Origin of the sequence: Chromobacterium sp. Panama (genome assembly GCF_003052555.1) — a bacterium.
GTDB lineage: Bacteria > Pseudomonadota > Gammaproteobacteria > Burkholderiales > Chromobacteriaceae > Chromobacterium.
This window is the reverse complement of record NZ_QARX01000001.1, coordinates 3,945,814-3,963,089: the sequence shown is the minus strand read 5'-3', so window position 1 is coordinate 3,963,089 and position 17,276 is coordinate 3,945,814. Positions and strand designations below refer to the sequence as shown.

The 17,276-nt window shown below is 67.8% G+C and carries 14 protein-coding genes; 5 read left to right on the top strand and 9 right to left on the bottom strand.

Annotation, left to right across the window (positions count from 1 at the left end; genetic code table 11):
* Window positions 1-140 precede the first annotated feature (140 nt).
* Both DB032_RS17930 and DB032_RS17925 read right to left on the bottom strand, forming a co-directional pair.
* Complete coding sequence (locus DB032_RS17930; protein WP_146176715.1) at window positions 141-569, bottom strand: hypothetical protein; 429 nt, start codon at window positions 567-569, stop codon at window positions 141-143.
* Window positions 570-765: 196 nt separating this feature from the next.
* Window positions 766-2,742 (bottom strand): TonB-dependent copper receptor, encoded by a 1,977-nt coding sequence (locus tag DB032_RS17925; RefSeq protein ID WP_107800665.1) that lies wholly within the window; start codon window positions 2,740-2,742, stop codon window positions 766-768.
* 120 nt (window positions 2,743-2,862) lie between these two features.
* Here DB032_RS17925 and DB032_RS17920 point away from each other — a divergent pair, with 120 nt between their 5' ends.
* The 4 genes from DB032_RS17920 (at window position 2,863) to DB032_RS17905 (ending at window position 8,773) form a co-directional block, all read left to right on the top strand.
* A complete protein-coding gene (locus tag DB032_RS17920) occupies window positions 2,863-4,140 on the top strand; it encodes an ATP-binding protein (protein ID WP_107800664.1) in 1,278 nt (425 codons plus the stop codon).
* Window positions 4,140-4,664: a response regulator transcription factor gene (locus DB032_RS17915; RefSeq protein ID WP_107800663.1), complete on the top strand. Its 525-nt coding sequence runs from the start codon at window positions 4,140-4,142 to the stop codon at window positions 4,662-4,664. Before DB032_RS17920 ends, DB032_RS17915 begins: the two co-directional genes overlap by 1 nt.
* A 204-nt stretch (window positions 4,665-4,868) precedes the next feature.
* On the top strand, window positions 4,869-6,497 hold the full coding sequence (locus tag DB032_RS17910; RefSeq protein ID WP_107800662.1) for a 3-(methylthio)propionyl-CoA ligase: 1,629 nt from the start codon (window positions 4,869-4,871) through the stop codon (window positions 6,495-6,497).
* A 398-nt stretch (window positions 6,498-6,895) separates the two neighbouring features.
* Window positions 6,896-8,773, top strand: a complete 1,878-nt coding sequence (locus DB032_RS17905) for a methyl-accepting chemotaxis protein (protein ID WP_107800661.1) — start codon at window positions 6,896-6,898, stop codon at window positions 8,771-8,773.
* A 64-nt stretch (window positions 8,774-8,837) separates the two neighbouring features.
* On the opposite strand, the gene DB032_RS17900 is transcribed toward DB032_RS17905, so the two are convergent.
* Together DB032_RS17900 and DB032_RS17895 are read right to left on the bottom strand one after the other, a co-directional pair.
* Complete coding sequence (locus tag DB032_RS17900) at window positions 8,838-9,209, bottom strand: CesT family type III secretion system chaperone (protein WP_107800660.1); 372 nt, start codon at window positions 9,207-9,209, stop codon at window positions 8,838-8,840.
* An 11-nt stretch (window positions 9,210-9,220) separates the two neighbouring features.
* Complete coding sequence (locus tag DB032_RS17895; RefSeq protein WP_158274343.1) at window positions 9,221-10,930, bottom strand: type III secretion system effector inositol phosphate phosphatase; 1,710 nt, start codon at window positions 10,928-10,930, stop codon at window positions 9,221-9,223.
* A 122-nt stretch (window positions 10,931-11,052) separates the two neighbouring features.
* On the opposite strand from DB032_RS17895, the gene DB032_RS17890 reads away from it, so the two are divergent.
* The gene (locus tag DB032_RS17890) at window positions 11,053-12,912 is read left to right on the top strand and encodes a tetratricopeptide repeat protein (protein WP_158274342.1); all 1,860 of its coding nucleotides are present in this window, start codon (window positions 11,053-11,055) and stop codon (window positions 12,910-12,912) included.
* Window positions 12,913-12,930: 18 nt separating this feature from the next.
* On the opposite strand, the gene DB032_RS17885 is transcribed toward DB032_RS17890, so the two are convergent.
* From DB032_RS17885 to DB032_RS17865, 5 genes are read right to left on the bottom strand one after another with little or no spacing between them, the layout of a single operon-like run.
* On the bottom strand, window positions 12,931-14,313 hold the full coding sequence (locus DB032_RS17885) for an FAD-binding oxidoreductase (RefSeq protein WP_107800657.1): 1,383 nt from the start codon (window positions 14,311-14,313) through the stop codon (window positions 12,931-12,933).
* 1 nt (window position 14,314) lies between these two features.
* Window positions 14,315-14,830, bottom strand: coding sequence for a cupin domain-containing protein (locus DB032_RS17880; protein ID WP_107800656.1), 516 nt, complete (start codon window positions 14,828-14,830; stop codon window positions 14,315-14,317).
* A 19-nt stretch (window positions 14,831-14,849) separates the two neighbouring features.
* A complete protein-coding gene (locus DB032_RS17875) occupies window positions 14,850-15,473 on the bottom strand; it encodes a glutathione S-transferase family protein (protein ID WP_107800655.1) in 624 nt (207 codons plus the stop codon).
* 5 nt (window positions 15,474-15,478) lie between these two features.
* Window positions 15,479-16,981, bottom strand: coding sequence for a sodium/solute symporter (locus DB032_RS17870; protein WP_107800654.1), 1,503 nt, complete (start codon window positions 16,979-16,981; stop codon window positions 15,479-15,481).
* Window positions 16,978-17,211, bottom strand: a complete 234-nt coding sequence (locus DB032_RS17865; RefSeq protein WP_107800653.1) for a DUF485 domain-containing protein — start codon at window positions 17,209-17,211, stop codon at window positions 16,978-16,980. Before DB032_RS17865 ends, DB032_RS17870 begins: the two co-directional genes overlap by 4 nt.
* Window positions 17,212-17,276 lie beyond the last annotated feature (65 nt).

Sequence of the window (17,276 nt, the reverse complement as noted above, 5' to 3'; positions counted from 1 at the left end):
TGGAGCAGGCTCTGGGACTGCGGCAATTCGCCGCATGGGAGCAGAGGGGGAATCCGGCTATGCTGGCGACGCTGGCCCTGACGCAGCCAGCGTTCTACATTTGGTTGCGGCCCGCCGGTTTCGGCGGGCTTTCTTTTTGTCTAGCTCGGGCGTTTAGGCGCGCCGAAGCGCATCAGCCAGAACAGCGCGTTGCAGACGCCGCCGGCCATCGCGCCCAGGTAGAGGTTCATCAGGTCGTTGTACAGCAGCGGCTCGGCCAGCCGGGCGTAGACGAAGGTGACCACGCTGCCGCTGAAGGCGCCGGGCAGGAAGGCGACCAGGGCCAGCAGCCAGCGCGGCCAGCCTTGCTGCCAGCCGGCGATGGGCCGGGCCAGCAGCATGCGCAGCAGGCAGAGCAGCAGGCCAAAGCCCAGCGCCGGAATCGCGCCCATCAAATAAGCCATCATCGGCACCACGCCGCTGGCCAGCAAGGCCACCAGCGGACCCAGCAGGATGAACAGGGTCAGGCCGCAGGCGAGTATTTTCAGATAGGGCGTTTTCATCCGGCGGTGAGGTTTGGGCGGTGGCAAAAGGCCTCCAGCCTAGCAGACTGGAGGCACGGCGGCGAGAGGCCGCGCGCTCAGAGCCTGTTTACGATCTGCTGCGCGTCGTGAGACGCGGCGCGGCGAGCACAACGTCGAAATGCTCATATACCGTGTGTACACCCCGCTTTCTCAGCGGTTTTCGCCTTGTCTCGCCTTCGCTCGCAAGAGCGTAAACACGTTCTCAGAACTGAAGTTGCACGCGGCCCCACACTGTGCGGCCCGGCTCGTTGACCTGCAGGGTGCGGTCGTAGCCGGCCACCATCGCGCCGCCTTTGCTGACGCTTTCGGCGTAGGCCTTGTTGAACAGGTTGTCGACGCCGAACAAGAGCTTGGCGTGCTTGTTCAGCTTCATGCCGCCGTCCAGCGACACCACGCCGAAGCCCGGGGTCGCGCCGATGTCGGTGCCGACGATATTGCCCTGGCCGGGCGCCACGCGGTCCTGGCGCTGCACGCCGCGCACGGTCAGGCCGGTCGCGTATTTGCCGTTGTCCCATTTCAGCGCCGCCTTGGCGTCCAGCGGCGGGGTCTGGCCCAGCGGACGGTTTTCATCGAGATTGGCGGCCCAGACCCAGGCCAGGCTGCCGGACAGCGTCCATTCCGGCGCGAAGCGCCAGCTGAGGTCGCCTTCGAAGCCGTAGCGGCGCGCGTCGATGTTGCGGGCCTTGCCGCCGATGGCGCCGGCGTCGCCTTCCACCAGAATGAAGTTCTGCACGCGGCTGGCGTAGGCGGACAGCGAGCCTTGTAGCTTGTCGTCGCGGTAGAGCAGGCCGGCGTCCAGTTGGCGGTTGGTTTCGCTGTTCAGGCTGTCGTTCTTGTTGCGCTCCCAGAAGTCAGGCGCGCGTTCGGCTTGGCCCAGGCCGACGTAGCGGGTCCAACTGCCCGCCGTGTGTTCGTAACGCAGGAAGCCGGCGTTGAGCTGGTACTGGGTTTCCTGGCGCGCTTGGGCCGGCTTGCCCATGGCCGCGGCCTTGGCCTCGAACACCGCCTGGGTCTGGTCGCGGCGCAGTCCGGCAATCAGTTTGCCGCCCGCGCCCAGCGGGTGGCTGGCCTCGGCGTAGACGCCGTGATTGTCGAAGCTTTGGTTGGGCGCGCGTGGCTGATCCACGTATTGGCCGACGTTGGGGCCTTTGCCCATGCGGCTGCGGTGGCGGTCGCTCAGCCAGTCGAAACCGGCGCTCACTTCCCAGTCGCCGAAGGCCATGTCGGCGGCCAGGCGGCCGGTGTCGGCGCTGCGGTCCGGGTTCATCGCGGAACGGCTGGCCGGCGCGGTTTGCGGGCGGAGGGAGTAGTTGTCCATCACGTGGTCGACATAGCTGTGACCCAGTTGCAGCCGCAGCGCGTCCAGCCAGCCGCTGAGGTTGCGGCGCTCGGCCTTGAAGCTCCAGGCGTCGCGGTCGAACTTGCTGCCGTCCATGCCTCGGTCCGCGTAGGCGGCCTGGCCGCGGCTGCGGTCCAGAGCCAGTTCCAGCGTGGTGTCCCGGTCCGGGGTCAGTCCGGCGATCAGGGTCTGGCTGTCGCGGTCGAAGCTGGAGTGGACCTTGGCGCCGTTGCCGTCCTTGTAGTCGCCGCCGTGATTGCGGCTGGCGATGGCGCGCACATAGCCCAGGCTGGAGCCGAAGGCGGCGTCGGCGTAGGCGTCGTTGCGGTCGGCGTTGCCGCCGGTCAGGCTGCCGTTGAAGCGCACGCCGGCCTCGTCGAAGCGCTTGGTCTTGCGTTCGAAGTTGACGCCGCCGCTGATCAGGCCGGGTCCGAACTTGACGCTTTGCGGGCCCTTGACCACGTTCACCTCGTCATAGGCGTCCGGATAGAGATAGGCGGTGGGCGGGTCCATGCGGCCGCCGCAGCCGCCGAACACGAAGTTGCCGTCGGCGAGGATGGCCAGGCGGGAGCCGCCCAGGCCGCGCAGCAGCGGGTCGCCGGAGGTGCCGCCTTTGCGGATCACGTTGAAGCCGGGCAGGCCCTTGAGCAGGCCGGCGCCGTCGGCCGACGGCAGCGGCTGGCGCGGCGCGCGCGGGTCCACCGACATTTTCAGCGGCTGCTCCGCCTTGGTGGCGGTGACCAGCACTTCCTCGCCGCGGAATTCCGGCAGTTCCTGAGCAAAGGCGTGGCCGACGGCGAGCGCCAGGGGAATCGGCAGCAAATACGGTTTTTTAGTCATTTTTTAGAAACTAACGTTAACAAATTTAGAGGTGACAATTCTAAGTTGCGAGGTGCGGCGGCCCAATGCGGCAAAGTGTCGCAGCGCCCCTGTTCGGCGCATGGTGATAAAGTGTCGGCCATGATTGCCGGATTCCCCGTTTCCTCCCCCCGCCTGGGCCTGACCGCTGACATCGCGCGCTCGGCGCGGCTGATAGGCTGGCTGCGCTGGCTGATGCTGCTGCTGGGCTCCACCGTGGCCTTGGTCTGTTGGTGGCAGCACGTCTACCTGCCCTGGCCTTTGCTGTCCCAGGCGCTGCTGACGCTGGCCGCGGTCAACGTCTGCCTGCCGTGGTGGCTGCGCCGCGGCGGCGACCCCTTGCTGGCCTTGCGTTTGGGCTTGTCCGCCGATGTGCTGGTGCTGACCGAGCTGCTGGCCTTCACCGGCGGCGCGGCCAATCCGCTGGCTTCGCTGTTTTTGCCGCCGGTGCTGTTCGCCGCGCTGTTGTCGCCGGGCCTGTTCGCCTGGGCGCTGGCGTTGGCCAGCGTCGCCGCCTACGGCCTGCTGTTCGAGTGGCATCTGAGCTGGCCGGTGGACCACGGCAACGCGCTGCACATCTTCTCCATGCATCTGACCGGGATGTGGTTGAGCTTCGCGCTGTCGGCGCTGTTGATCGCCGGCTTCGTGTCCTGGCTGGCGCGGCAGCTGGCCCTGCGCGAGGCGGCGCTGGCGACGGCGCGGGAAACCCAGCTGCGCGACGAGCAATTGCTGGCGGTGGGCATGCAGGCGGCCGGCGCCGCCCACTCGTTGTCCACGCCCTTGAACACCATGACGCTGCTGGTGGACGAGTTGCTCGCCACGCGGCAGCGGGACGCAGAGCTGATGGAAGACTTGCTGCTGATGAAGGCGCAGCTGGCCAACTGTGGCAGCGCGCTGGCGCGCTTGAAGCTGGGTTCGGAGTCCGCGCCGGGGGAGACCGCGCTGTTCGCGGCCTTGGCCGAGCGCCTGGCCGGCTGGCGCTCGCTGCGGCCGGACGTGAGGCTGGACTGGCAGACGCCGCGCGGGCCGGACCCGCTGGTGACGCTGGACCCGGCGTTCTGGCCGGCGTTTTTCAATCTGATCAACAACGCGGCCGAAGCCGGCGGCGGCGAACTGACGGTGGCGGCGCGGCTGGAGCAGGGGGCCTTGCTGCTGGACATCGTCAATCATCAGGGCTGTTTGACCGAGCAGCAGCTGGAGCGTGCCGGCCTGACCCCGCTGCCGTCCGACAAGCCGGTGGGCATGGGCCTGGGCGTGATGCTGAGCCATGCGACGCTGGCGCGGCTGGGCGGTTCGCTGCGTTTGCTGAACCGGCCGGAGGGCGGCGTGCACGCGCAGGTGCGCCTGCCCTTGCTGGCGGACGATAAGGAAGGAGCCTGATGCTGGATTTTCTCTTGGTGGACGATGACGAGGCCTTCGTCGCCATTCTGGCGCGCTCCCTGAGCCGGCGCGGTTTTGAAGTGGCGGCGGCCCAAACCGCCGCGCAGGCCTTGGAATTGGCCGGCGACGCGCCGGCGCGCATCGTGCTGGATTTGAACTTGGACGGCGACAGCGGGCTGCGCCTGCTGCCGGCCTTGCTCGCCGCCTGCCCGCGCAGCGCCATTTTGATTCTGACCGGCTACGCCAGCATCGCCACCGCGGTGGAGGCCACCAAGCTGGGCGCGGTGCAGTATCTGGCCAAGCCGGCGACGGTGGACGAAATCCTGGCCGCTTTCGAACAGCAGCAGGCCAATCCCGAGCTGCCGCTGACGCCGCAGCCGATGTCGCTGCGGCGGGTGACCTGGGAGCATCTGCAACGGGTGCTCAGCGAAAACGACGGCAACATCTCCGCCACCGCCCGCGCCTTGAACATGCACCGGCGCACTTTGCAGCGGATGCTGGCGAAGAAGCCGGTGAAGAGTTGAAGCCAGGCCTGTTGCATTGCTACAGCGCGGCGGTCCGCCGCCAATGGGCTGGATGCGGATTGTAGCGGTCTTTGTTCTTCAATTACCGCGTCATGACGGGGGTATAAATCCGGCTTGGCCGCGCCATCAGAAAAATTGATTGGAGCGTCCACTCTAGCCGCCGTATGGTGAATGTCCATAACCATGCCAATGGAGGGGACTACCATGCTTCGCGGACAGATGATGGACCGGCCTTTGCTGATTTCCGACTTGCTGCGCCACGCCGAAACCTACCATGGCGACACGCCCATCGTGTCGCGCACCGTGGAGGGGCCCATCCATCGCTACACCTACCGCGAGGCGGCGCGGCGCGCGCGCCAACTGGCCAATGCGCTGGCGGCGCTGGGCGTGCGCCAGGGCGACTGCGTCGGCACCCTGGCCTGGAACGGCTACCGCCATTACGAGACCTACTTCGCCGTGTCCGGCTACGGCGCGGTGTGCCACACGGTGAACCCGCGGCTGTTCGCCGAACAGATCGCCTGGATCGTCCAGCACGCGGAAGACCGGGTGCTGATGTTCGACCTGAGCTTCCTGCCGCTGGTGGAGCAGATCGCGCCGCAACTGGACACGGTGGAAGCCTTCGTGCTGATGACGGACAAGGCGCATATGCCGGCGCAGACGCCGCTGTCCAATCTCTTGTGCTACGAAGACCTGGTCAACAGCCACAGCGACCAGTACCAGTGGCCGTTGCTGGACGAAAACGCCGCGTCCAGCCTGTGCTACACCTCCGGCACCACCGGCAACCCCAAGGGCGTGCTGTTCTCGCATCGCTCCACCGTGCTGCACGCCTACGGCAGCGCCTTGCCGGACAGTTTCGACATCTCGGCCCGCGCCTGCGTGATGCCGGTGGTGCCGATGTTCCACGTCAACGCCTGGGGTCTGCCCTACAGTTGCACCATGAACGGCAGTAAGCTGGTGCTGCCCGGACCCAAGCTGGACGGCGTCAATCTGTACGAGCTGATCGAGAGCGAGCAGGTGACCGTCACCGCCGGGGTGCCGACGGTGTGGATGATGCTGTTGCAGCATTGCCAGAAGAACCATCTGAAGCTGCATTCCCTGAAGCGGGTGATCGCCGGCGGATCGGCGGTACCGGAAAGCATGATCGAACAACTGGCCGAGCACGGCGTGGAAATGCGCCAGCTCTGGGGCATGACCGAGCTGTCGCCCTGCGGCACCACCGGCACGCCCAAGCTCAAGCACGAGGGCCTGGAGCCGTCCCGGCTGCACGCGCTGCTGTCCAAGCAGGGGCGGCCGATCTACGGCGTCGAACTCCGCATCGTGGACGACGCCGGCAAGCCGCTGCCGCACGACGGCGTGGCCTTCGGCAACTTGCAGGTGCGCGGCCTGTGGGTGTTGTCGCAATACTTCCGCCGCGAACTGGATGCCAGCCACAGCGCCGACGGCTGGTTCAACACCGGCGACGTGGTGACCATAGACGCCGACGGCTTCATGCGCATCACCGACCGCACCAAGGACGTGATCAAATCCGGCGGCGAGTGGATCAGCTCCATCGAGCTGGAAAACATCCTGGTGGGCCACCCGGCGGTGGCGGAGGCGGCGGCCATCGGCATTCCGCATCCCAAGTGGGACGAGCGGCCGCTGATGGTGGTGGTGCTCAAGCCCGGCGCCAGCGCCACGGCGGAAGAGCTGCTGGGCTTTTACGAAGGCAAGATCGCCAAATGGTGGACGCCGGACGATGTGGCCTTCGTCGAGGAGCTGCCGCACACCGCCACCGGCAAATTGCAGAAGGTGCGGCTGCGCGAGCAGTTCCGCGATTTTCGCTGGCGTTCCTGACGTCGGTCGCGGAATGGACTGGACTGAATAGAGTAATTACGCTACAGTGGCGGCTGCACTGAAAACCGTATGGTTTTGAGGTGTTAGCCCCTCGAAATGTCGGCCGGTCCGCCGGACGACGTTTCTTCCTCGTGTTGGCCCCTGCCGTTGTCAAACCGCAGGGGGTTTTTTTTGCCCGCCGTCCGGCGCGCGTCTTCCCTTGCTCCTGTGTTTGATCAAACAAAATCATAATCTGTCACAACTGTACCCATATTTGATATTTAAAACGGGTTACATCCGTTAAACTGGCCGAAGATAAACCAACAATAACAATTGGCTGCCAACGGTAAGGGGAGTGTCGCGCGGCAAGGCGGGGCATCAAAACCATGGTTGTCAATCACGCGAGAAAAAGGACTGTTATGAAATCGCTCCGTAGCCGGCTGATCGCCCTGAACGCGCTATTGATGGCGCTGTTTGGTTTGGTGCTGGTGGTCATCGTCTTCGTGCAGATGCGCACGGAAATATTGCAGGGTCTGGACCAGGAGTTCGAGGCCAGCCTGATGGGACAAAGCGCGGTGGTGACCACCTGGCTGGGCGAGAAGAAACAGCAGATTGTCGCGCAGAGCACGATGGCGTCCGAGCCCGACGCCCTCCGCTTCCTCAAGACCGGCGCCAAGGCCGGCGGTTTCAACGTCAACTACGCCGGCTACGCCGACGGCCGCTCGCTGTTTTCCGATGATTGGACGGCGCCGGCCGACTACAAGGTGGCCGACCGCGACTGGTACAAGCGCGCCAAGGACAGCGGCCAGGCGGTGGTGACCGACCCCTATCTGGACGAAGCCACCAAGAAACTGACGGTGACCATTTCCGCGCCCTTCAACCACAACGGCGCTTTCGCCGGCGTGGTGGGCGGCGACGTGATGGTGGACACGCTGGTGAAATCGGTGCTGGGCCTGAAAGTGCGCGGCAACGGTTACGCCTTCATCATGGACAAGAAGGGCACGGTGATCGCCCATCCGCAAACCGATCTGGCGCTGAAGCCCATCACCAGCGTGGCGCCGGAACTGACGCCGGAACGGCTGGCGGACATCGTCAGCCACGACCAGGCGTCGGAAGTGCAGATCGGCGGCCAGGCCATGCTGTTGTCGGCGCAGGAAATCCCCGGCACCAACTGGGTGATGGCCTTGGCGGCGGACCGCGCCACCGTGCTGGCGCCGCTGACCACGCTGCTGTACACCATCGCCGGCCTGACCGCGCTGGTGTTCGTGCTGATGATCCCGCTGGCGAGCCTGGTGATAGGCCGCATGCTGGCCGGCCTGGTGCGGCTAAAGAACGCGATGGAGGACATTTCCCACGGCGAGGGCGACCTGACCTTGCGGCTGAAGGACGACGGCCAGGATGAAATCGCCGCCACCGCGCGCGCCTTCAACACCTTCGTCGCCCAATTGGCCCAGCTGTTCCGCGGCCTGAAGCAGGACGCCGCCGGCGTGGTCAACGGGGTGCAGGACGCCAGCCAGCTGGTGGCCGGCGTGGCGGACAGCTCGCGCCATATTTCCGATGTGTCCTCGTCCAACGCGGCCACGCTGGAGCAGATCACGGTGTCCATCTCCCACATCGCCGACAGCGCGCGCCAGGCCGACGAGCTGACCAGCCTGACCGGCGCCAGCCTGGAGGCCAGCGCCAGCAATATGCAAAGGCTGTCCAGCGGCATGGAGGGCACGGTGCAGTCGGTGCGCGGCCTGGAAACCATGTTGTCCTCGCTGGACAAGCGCTCTCAGGAAATTTCCGGCATCACCAATGTGATCCGCGACATCGCCGACCAGACCAATCTGCTGGCCTTGAACGCGGCGATCGAGGCCGCGCGCGCCGGCGAACAGGGCCGCGGTTTCGCGGTGGTGGCGGACGAGGTGCGCAAGCTGGCCGAGCGCACCGCCCAGGCCACGCTGGAAATCTCCAATATGGTCAGCGCCATCCGCGACGAAACCGGCCGCGCGGTCAACGACGTCAACCAGACCGTGGCCGCGGTGGACGAGGGCGTGGAGCTGACCCGCGAAGCGGTGGCCAAGATCGAGGAAATCCGCGCTTCCATGTTGGACGTGGTGGCCAAGATGAACGAGATTTCGGATTCCACCAGCGAGCAGCACAAGGCGACCACCTTGATCGCGCAAAGCTCGGAGGCGATCAACGGCCATGTATTGGAAAACGACGACGCCTTGCAGAACGTCAGCAGCACGCTGACCGGCTTGTCGCTCAATGCCGGCAAGATGAACGCCGAGTTCGACAAATTCCGTTTGTAAAACGGCGAGAGCGAGAACACACGGCCGGGGAGCATGCTCCCCGGCCGTTTTCACGTGTGGCGGATCAGCCGGCTTGCGTATCCAACCGGCCACCCAGCCCCAGTTCGGCCTGCAGGCCGCGGGCGACGCCAACCAGGAACTCCAGCCCGGCTTGCAGCTCGGCGCCGCTACTGTCGTCCGGCAGCCGCAGCAGCGCCAGCAGCAGTTCGCCGTCGGCGTCCGCCGCCAGCGTGACCCGATTGGCGAAGTTGTGCTGCAGCAGGCGCTGCAGCGTGCCGGCGTCGGCGGGCAGCGCGCCCAGCGGGCACACCATTTCCAGCCCGGAGGCGCTTTCCTCGAAGTGCACCGCGAAGTCGTCGCCGAAGAACAGCACCGGCTCCTCGTCGTCCAGTGCCAGCCCCAAGGTGTCGTACAAACTGAGCAAGAGCGTATTCATCGCGCGCCTCCTCAGGGTTTGAGCAGGGTGGACAAGCCCTGCGCCTGCTGCCAGGCCGCGGCGTCGCCGACGCGCTGGGCGTAGGACAGATTGAGCAGCGAGCCGAGGGGTAGTTGCTTCATCACCTTGTTGCCGGGCGCGCCGGTGTTGTAGGCCTGCACTTCCAGATTGCCGCCCTGGGTCAGCACCTTGCCGAATAGTTCGCGCATGCCCGCATCCAGCGCGGCCTCGGGCCGGCTGGGCGCGTGTCCCTGATGCTGGGCGATCGCCTCGCGCTTGATCTCGGCATCCAGCATGCCGGTGCGGTCCTTGCCGCTCTTGCAGTTCCAGCACGGCACCGCGCCGATCTCGAAGGCCAGCATCGCCACCCGCTGCGCCGCCTTGTAAGGCTCGCCGCCATCGCGGCGATGGGATTGCCGCGCCCAGATATCCTTTAATTGTTGGGCCATCTGCCAGACTCGGCCGCTATTGTCCGGGTTTTGCGCCAAGTAGTCGCCGACCCAGCCGCCCGGGTCCGTGCCCGGCTTCAGGTCCGGGCCCAACAGTTGTTGCAGTGCCGTCAGATTGAGCTTGTCGGATTCGCCATGGCCCATGCCCAGCTTGAGCGCCAGCTCATTGACGCCGAAATTGAAGGCGGTCACCTCCAGCTTCACCTGAACGGCTTGCAGCTCGCCATCGGCGTTTTTGACTTGCAGCGTCAGCGGCTGCGGCGCCGAGCTCAGCGCGCGCCAGGCGCCGATCTGATCGCGCAGCATGCCGCCTTCACCGCCCAGGCCCGGCGTGACCAGCGCGGTTGAGGTCAGCCGCAGGGTGACGGTGTCGCCGGCCAGCGCTTGTCGCAGCGTGTCCGGCTGCGAAAACAGCGCGGCGGTGGCGACCTCGGTCGCGCGTTGGCGCGCGCCGTCCTGACGCCGCGTGGCGTCTTCCACGCCATAGGGCGACAGAATGCCGTGGCGAATCCCCTTGAACAGGGTCCGCTGCGCGTCGTCCGCGTCCGGACTATGCAGTTCGGACAGCCACAGATTGGCGGCGTGGCTGGTCTCGGTGGTGGAGGCCGAGCAGACGCCCTTGTCGTGGTAGCCGTTGGGGAAGATATCGCCGGCGCCGCTCAGCTTCATTTGCCCGGCCGGAGTCAGGGTGCAGCTGTATTCGCGCCCATTGTGTTGCAGGCGGGTTTCCACCGTCTGCCACGGGCGCTGGTTCAACAAGCGGGTGCTGGCCTGCTGCAATGAGGCTTTGGCTTCGCGCTGCGCCAGCTTGGCCGGCAGGCCAGCCCGGGTCAGCGCCGTGGCGATCACTGTCCTTACATCGCGGCTCAGCTGTGAATTGGAGGCCATTTCCCGCGGTTGCACCGCGCGGTCTGGCTTGAAGCGGGCGGCCTGCAATTGCTCGGCCATCGCGTGCAAGGTCTTGGCCTCGGCGCTGTCCCCCAGGCCGAATCCATGCAAGGCCAGGTGGGCGGCTTCCAGTTTGTGGCTTTGCAGCGCGTACAAGCCGTGCAGCGAACGCGAGGACGCCTGGGGCGCTTGCGCGTGCTGGCTCAGGTGGCTGAGCCAGCCGCCGTCGGGGGCCACGCGCTGGATGTCGGCGGCGCTGAGCTTGCGCGGCGCCGGCGCGCTGCCGGCGACGGGGCCGTCATGGGCGGTGGAGCTTGGGCGCGCGTCGGAGCTGCGCATCCAGTTGGACGGCCGCAGGGCTTGGAGCAGATTCAGGCTAGACATGGCGGATGGCATTTCATGAAGAGAGAATGCTGGTTACTATGCGGGAGACGATATTTCGCTGATTTCAAAAAGCGCTTATCAGGATGCGTCCGGCCCGGATGCGTTCCGGGCGCCGAGAGCTTATGACCGATTTGACCCCCGACGCCTTGCGCGCCGGCGCCTTGCTGGCCGCCGGCGATGTCAGCGGCGCGCTATTGGCCGCGCAAAGCGGCCTGCAAGCCCAGCCGGACAATGCCGAGCTGTGGAACCTGCTGGGCGTATGCGCGGCGCGGCTGGAGCAACTGGCCATGGCCGAGCAGTGCTGGCGTCAGGCGCTGCAATGCGATCCGCGGACGCCGGACGCCCATTACAATCTGGGCCGCTGCCTGATGGCGCAAGGCCAGTTGGCGCAGGCGGAGGCGCATTACCGCGCGGAACTGGCGCAGCGTCCGGAGCACGCGGCCTGCCAAGGCAATCTGGGCGTCTTGCTGGAGGAGGCGGGACGGCTGGACGAAGCCGAAGCCCAGTATCGGCTGGCCCTGCGGCTGCGGCCGCAGTCCGCCGTTCATTGCTTCAATCTGGGCCGTTTATTGTATCGGCTGCGGCCGGAGGAGGCTGAGGACTGCTTGCGCCGGGCGCTGGCCTGCGCGCCGGACGACGTGGACGCGCTCAATCTGCTGGGACAAAGGCTGGCGGAGCGCGGGGAGCGGGCCGAGGCGGAAACGCTGTTGCGCCGGGCGCTGGCGCTGGAGGCGAGCCATGCCGGCGCGCTGAGCAATCTGGGCTTGTTGTTGCAGGCGCAGCGGCGTTGGGCCGAGGCCGAGGCCTGCTTGAGCGCGGCGGCGGAGCGCGCGCCGGAACAGGCGCAGGTGCTGGGCAATCTGGCCCTGTGTTTGTGGCGGCAGGGGCGCAGCGAGGAGGCGGAGCCGCTGGCGCGCCGCGCCTTGGCGCTGGAGCCGTCGGACGCGGACGCTCATCAGCAATTGGCGCTGGCTCTGGCGCAGCAAGGCGGTTGGGAAGAGGCCGAAACTACGCTGCGCGCGGGGCTGGACGCTCAGCCGCTGCACGCCGGGCTGCGTCGCAATCTGGGCTATTTGCTGCTGACCCAGGGACGCTGGGGCGAGGGCTGGCCCTTGCACGAGGCGCGGCTGGAAACCGCGCCGTCGCCGGCCTTGAGCTCACCGCGCTGGCGCGGCGAGGCCTTGGCCGGCCGCCGTCTGCTGCTGTGGTTCGAGCAGGGTTACGGCGACGCCTTGCAGACGGCGCGTTACCTGCCGCTGCTGCTGGGGCGCGGGCCGGCGCGCGTGATCGTCGCCTGCCGCCCTGTCCTGCTGCCCTTGCTGCAAGCGCAGGGCTGGCCGGTGGAGTGGCTGCCGATAAGCGATCTGGCCGGTCCGTTGCCGGCACACGATTGCCATGTGTTTTCCATGAGTTTGCCCGGCCTCTTGCAGCCGGAGCCCGCGCCAGCGCCGGCCTATCTGCGCGCCGACGACGCCGGCCGCGCCGCCTGGCGCGCGCGCTTGCCGGCCGGCGGCCGCAAGCTGGGCCTGGTGTGGCGCGGCCGGCCGGAGCACGAGTTCGACCATTGCCGCTCCTTGCCGGATTTGGAGATGCTGCTTCCCCTGCTGGCCTTGCCCGGCGTTCAGTGGCTGGCCTTGCAGCCGGAGCTGAACCAGGCCGAGCGCGATTGGCTGCGCGCGCGCGGCCTGCCGGCCCTGGGCGATGAGTTGGCGGATTTTGCCGCCAGCGCCGCCTTGCTGGCGGAGCTGGACGGGCTGGTGACGGTGGACACCGCCTTCGGCCATCTGGCCGGCGCTTTGGGGCTGCCTTGCGCCTTGCTGCTGTCGGCGCGGCACGCCGACTGGCGCTGGGGGCTGGAGAGCGAAACCACGCCCTGGTATCCGCGCCATCGTCTGTTCCGCCAAAGCGAGGCAGGGGACTGGACGGCGCCGCTGGCGCGCTTGGCGAGCGCCTTGTCGGGCGATCCGGACCTTAAGGGTTGAGCGGGGCGGGGCAATCCATCACAGCCACTTGCCCGGATTCATCAGCCGCTCCGGGTCCAGCGCGGCCTTGAGCGCGCGCATCAGCTCCAGCGCCAGCGGGTCCTTGTAGCGTTCCAGCCACTGGGGCTTGAGCTGGCCTATGCCGTGTTCGGCCGCCAGCGTGCCGCCCAGGCGGTAGACGTGGTCGTAGACGATGGCGTTGACCGCCGCCTCGTCGTCGAACAGATCGACGTTGCCGGGCCGGGTGTAGCTGATGTTGTAGTGCAGATTGCCGTCGCCGGCGTGGCCGAAGGCGACGATGCGCACGCCGGGATAAGCGCGGCGCAGCGCGGCGCCGCAGTCGCGCACCAATTGCGGCAGCGCCGAGGTGGGCACGGCGATGTCGTGCTTGATGCTGGGGCCGTCCTGTTTCTGGATTTCCGAAATCTCCTCGCGCAGCAGCCACAGCTTGCGGCGCTCCGCCTCGCTTTGCGCCACCACGCCGTCGCGCGGGCTTTGCCCGACCAGCCAGTCCAGCAGCGCCTCGTTCAGCGCGGCGTCGTCGCCGCCGTCGGACAGCTCGATCAAGAGCAGCCACGGCGCGGTGAACGGCAATTGGCCGGGGCGGTGGCGTTCGATTGCCTGTTGGCAGTCGGCCTCGATCACCTCGAAGGCGGTGAGGCGGTCGTCGAAGCGTTGGCGCAGGCCGTTGAGCCAGACGATGGCGGTTTCGATGTCGTTCACGCCGATCAGCGCGGTGGCGCGGGCGCTGGGCAGCGGAAACAGCTTCAGCGTGGCGGCGGTGATCAGGCCCAGCTGTCCCTCGGCGCCGATGAACCATTGCTTGAGGTCCAGGCCGGTGGTGTCCTTGCGCAGGCCGGCCAGCGCGTCCAGCACCCGGCCGTCCGGCAGCACCACTTCCAGGCCCAGCGTCAGTTCGCGCATGGTGCCGTAGCGCAGCACCGCGACGCCGCCGGCGTTGGTGGACAGATTGCCGCCGATCTGACAGCTGCCTTCCGAGGCCAGCGACAGCGGAAACAGCCGTCCGGCCTGTTCCGCCGCCAGCTGCACCTCGCGCAGCGTGGCGCCTGCCTCCACGGTGACGGCGTTGTTGTCCGCGTCCAGTTTGCGCACGGCGCACAGCCGCCGCATCGCCACCACCAGTTGGCGGCCGCTGGCGTCCGGCGTGGCCGCGCCGCAGGTGGAGGTGTTGCCGCCCTGCGGCACGATGGCCACCTGATGGCGGCGGCAGAGCTTGACCAGCTCGGCCGCCTCGGCGGTGCTGCCGGGCAAGGCCACCGCCAGCGGGCGGCCCTGGTAGCGGCGGCGCCAGTCCAGCGTGTAGGGCGCGGTGTCGGCGGCTTCGGTCAGCAGATGGGCGGGGCCGATCAGGGACGCGGCGGCTTGGAGAAAATCGTGCATGTCAGAAAGGGCCTCCGGCCGCGCGCAGCAGATCGGGCAGGCCGTCGTGATCGCCCTGCGGGCGCTCGGGCGCGTCGCTCCAGTGCTGCGGGCCGATGGCGGCGTTGCGCGCCGGGTGCAGCGGGTAGTGCACCTGATTGTCGTCGCGGTTGACGTCGCCGACGCAGAGCAGGCGCACCGGCTTATCGCTATTGTTGATGAAGGTGTGGGCGAGGCCGGTGCCGGCCTTGAAGCCGACCGAATCGCCGGGCCGCAGCCGGTGCAGCGCGCCGTCCAGCCAGACGTCGGGCTCGCCCTCCAGCACGTGGACGAATTCGTCCTCGGTTTTTTCCGCGTGCGGCCAGCTGGTGCGTTGGCCCGGCTCCAGCAGTTCGTGATGGATGCCGAGGCGGGCGAAGCCGTAATGCTTGCCCAGCGCCGCGCCGCGCGCCAGCGGCTCCCGGCTGTCGGGATAGCTTTGCGAGCGGGCTTCGATCAGCTCGCTCCAGTGTCGGATGCAATCGGGACGGGACGACATGGCGGGGCTCCGTGGGGGCTTAGTCGGGAATGTCCGGCGCCATCAGCACATCGGGGTGCTGCCAGCCCGGCTGCTGGGCGATGCGTTCCAGCCAGGCCCGGACCTGAGGCCAAGCGGCGATGTCCAGGCCGGCGTCGGCCAGCCACCACAGATAGGCGCTGGCGGACAGGTCGGCGATGCTCAGCCGCTGGCCGGCCAGATAGGGCTGTTCGGCCAGGGCGGCGTCCAGGGCGTCCAGATCGGCGCGCGCGCGCTGTTCCAGCCAGGCTTCCACCTCCGGCTGAGGCAGCCGGTTCATCCGCGACCCGCGCAGATTGGGCACCGACAGGCCGACGCGGTTGGCTTCCCAGCTCAGCCATTCGCGCACGGTTTCGCGGCTGCCGTGCTCGCCGCTGAGCTGGCCGAAATTATTGGCCAGCCATTGCAGGATGGCGTTGGACTGGCACAGCGCGGTGCCGTCGGCCACCAGCACCGGCACTTCGCCGAAACGGCTGGCGGCGCGGAAATCCTCCGGCCGCTGTTCGCGCGGCAGCTCCAGGTCCACATGGACGTAATCATGGGAAACATCGGCCAGCATCAGCGCCAGGCGCACCTTGTAGCTGTGGCCGGACAGTCGGTTGCCGTAAAGAGTCAGTGTGGTCATGAGTGTCAGGGTCGGTGAGAAGTATCGCTAGCCGATGATACCGCCGTTGCGCCGCGGCGCGAACCCAGCCAAGCCAGCGCAAAGGCCAGCGGCACAGAGAACAGCGCCGGGTTGGCGTAGGGAAACAGCGGCTTGGCGTGGCCAAGCATGCCCACCCATACCGCCGGGCCGGCCACGATCAGCGCCGCCGCCGCGGCCAGCCCGCCCAGGCTGCCCCACAGCGCGCCGCGCGCGCTGAGGCCAGGCCAGTGCAGGGCCAGCAGCAGCACCGGAAAATTGGCCGAGGCGGCGATGGCGAAGGCCAGGCCCATCAGGAAGGCGATGTTCTGCTGCTGGAACAGCGTGGACAGCAGCAGGGCCAGCAGGCCCAGGCCGACGGTGGCCCAGCGCGACACCCGCAATTCGGCGTGGGCGTCGACGCGGCCGCGCCGCCACCAGACCGCGTAGAGATCGTGACTGATGGCGCTGGCGCCGGCCATGGCCAGGCCGGACACCACCGCCAGGATGGTGGCGAAGGCCACCGCCGCCACCAGGCCCTGCCAGGCCGGCCCGCCCAGCAAGGTGGCCAGGTGGATGGCGGCCATATTGCCGCCGCCCAGCAGTTTGCCGGCGGCGTCGTGGAAGCTTGGCTCCGGCCCCACCAGCGCCAGCGCGCCGTAGCCGATGACGATGTTGACGGCGAAGAACAGCGCGATCAGGCCGGTGGCGAAGCAGGCGGACTGGCGCGCGGCGCGGCGGTCAGGCACGGTGAAGAAGCGCATCAGCACATGGGGCAGGCCCAGCAGGCCCAGGCAAAGGCCCAGGCCCAGCGACAGCACTTCCAGCGGATCGCTCAGCGCCGGGCTGGGCAGGAAGGCCTGCGGCCCGCGCAAGGCCTCCACGGCGGCGAACAGCCGCGCAGGATCGCCGCCGAAGCGCCCCAGCACGCCGCCGGCCAGCAACAGCGCGCAGCCGAACATCAGCACCGCCTTGACCATCTGCACCCAAGTGGTGGCCAACATCCCGCCCAGCGCCACGTAGAGCACCATCAGCGCGCCCACCAGGCTCACCGCGGCCAGATAGGGCAGGCCGAACAGCAGCTCGATCAGCTTGCCGGCGCCCACCATCTGCACGATCAGGTAGAACAGCGTCACCGTCAGCGAGTTGACGCTGGCGGCCAGCCGCACCCCGTCGTGGTCGAAGCGCCGGCCCAGCACCGCGGCGGCGGTGTAGCAGCCGCTGCCGCGCAGCTTTTCCGCCAACAGCAGCAGCAAGAGCGGCCAGCCGGCCAGGGTGCCGACGGCGTAGGCCAGGGAGTCGTAGCCCTGGGACAGATACAGGCCGGCGGCGCCGAGGAAGGCCGCCGCGGACAGGTAGTCGCCGGCCAGCGCCAGCCCGTTCTGCCAGCCGCGGATGCGGCCGCCGGCGGTGTAGAAATCGCCGGCCGAGGCGGTGCGCCGCGCGGCGGCGGCGGTGATGGCCAGGGTCAGCAGCACGAACAATAGGAAAAAGGCGGAGGCGTGGTTCATGCGCGCTCCGAGTCGTCGGCGCGGCCGGCGGCCAGCGCGTAGCCGGCGGCCAGCAGGAAGAACAGCAGGAACATGGCCAGCGCCAGCAGAACGGACGCCGGCCAGCCGGCGAGTTTGGCTTCCAGCCAGGCCGGACGCAGCGCCAGCAGCAGATAGTAGCCAAGGCAGCTGGCGGCGGCGATCCAGGCCAGCCGGCGGGAGAGGGGGGGAGTGGCAGTGGGCTGGCCCATGAGGGATTACGCAAGAAGTCTAAACCGAACAGTTTAGCGCATCGGCGGGCCGGGCAGGGAGATCG

Excerpts from the sequence above, each read along its gene's own strand:
- DB032_RS17875 (WP_107800655.1), bottom strand. The coding sequence starts at position 15,473 with ATGACCACACTGACTCTTTACGGCAACCGACTGTCCGGCCACAGCTAC.
- DB032_RS17865 (WP_107800653.1), bottom strand. The coding sequence starts at position 17,211 with ATGGGCCAGCCCACTGCCACTCCCCCCCTCTCCCGCCGGCTGGCCTGG.
- DB032_RS17905 (WP_107800661.1), top strand. The coding sequence starts at position 6,896 with ATGAAATCGCTCCGTAGCCGGCTGATCGCCCTGAACGCGCTATTGATG.
- DB032_RS17900 (WP_107800660.1), bottom strand. The coding sequence starts at position 9,209 with ATGAATACGCTCTTGCTCAGTTTGTACGACACCTTGGGGCTGGCACTG.
- DB032_RS17870 (WP_107800654.1), bottom strand. The coding sequence starts at position 16,981 with ATGAACCACGCCTCCGCCTTTTTCCTATTGTTCGTGCTGCTGACCCTG.
- DB032_RS17915 (WP_107800663.1), top strand. The coding sequence starts at position 4,140 with ATGCTGGATTTTCTCTTGGTGGACGATGACGAGGCCTTCGTCGCCATT.
- DB032_RS17910 (WP_107800662.1), top strand. The coding sequence starts at position 4,869 with ATGCTTCGCGGACAGATGATGGACCGGCCTTTGCTGATTTCCGACTTG.
- DB032_RS17880 (WP_107800656.1), bottom strand. The coding sequence starts at position 14,830 with ATGTCGTCCCGTCCCGATTGCATCCGACACTGGAGCGAGCTGATCGAA.
- DB032_RS17925 (WP_107800665.1), bottom strand. The coding sequence starts at position 2,742 with ATGACTAAAAAACCGTATTTGCTGCCGATTCCCCTGGCGCTCGCCGTC.
- DB032_RS17885 (WP_107800657.1), bottom strand. The coding sequence starts at position 14,313 with ATGCACGATTTTCTCCAAGCCGCCGCGTCCCTGATCGGCCCCGCCCAT.
- DB032_RS17895 (WP_158274343.1), bottom strand. The coding sequence starts at position 10,930 with ATGTCTAGCCTGAATCTGCTCCAAGCCCTGCGGCCGTCCAACTGGATG.
- DB032_RS17920 (WP_107800664.1), top strand. The coding sequence starts at position 2,863 with ATGATTGCCGGATTCCCCGTTTCCTCCCCCCGCCTGGGCCTGACCGCT.
- DB032_RS17890 (WP_158274342.1), top strand. The coding sequence starts at position 11,053 with ATGACCGATTTGACCCCCGACGCCTTGCGCGCCGGCGCCTTGCTGGCC.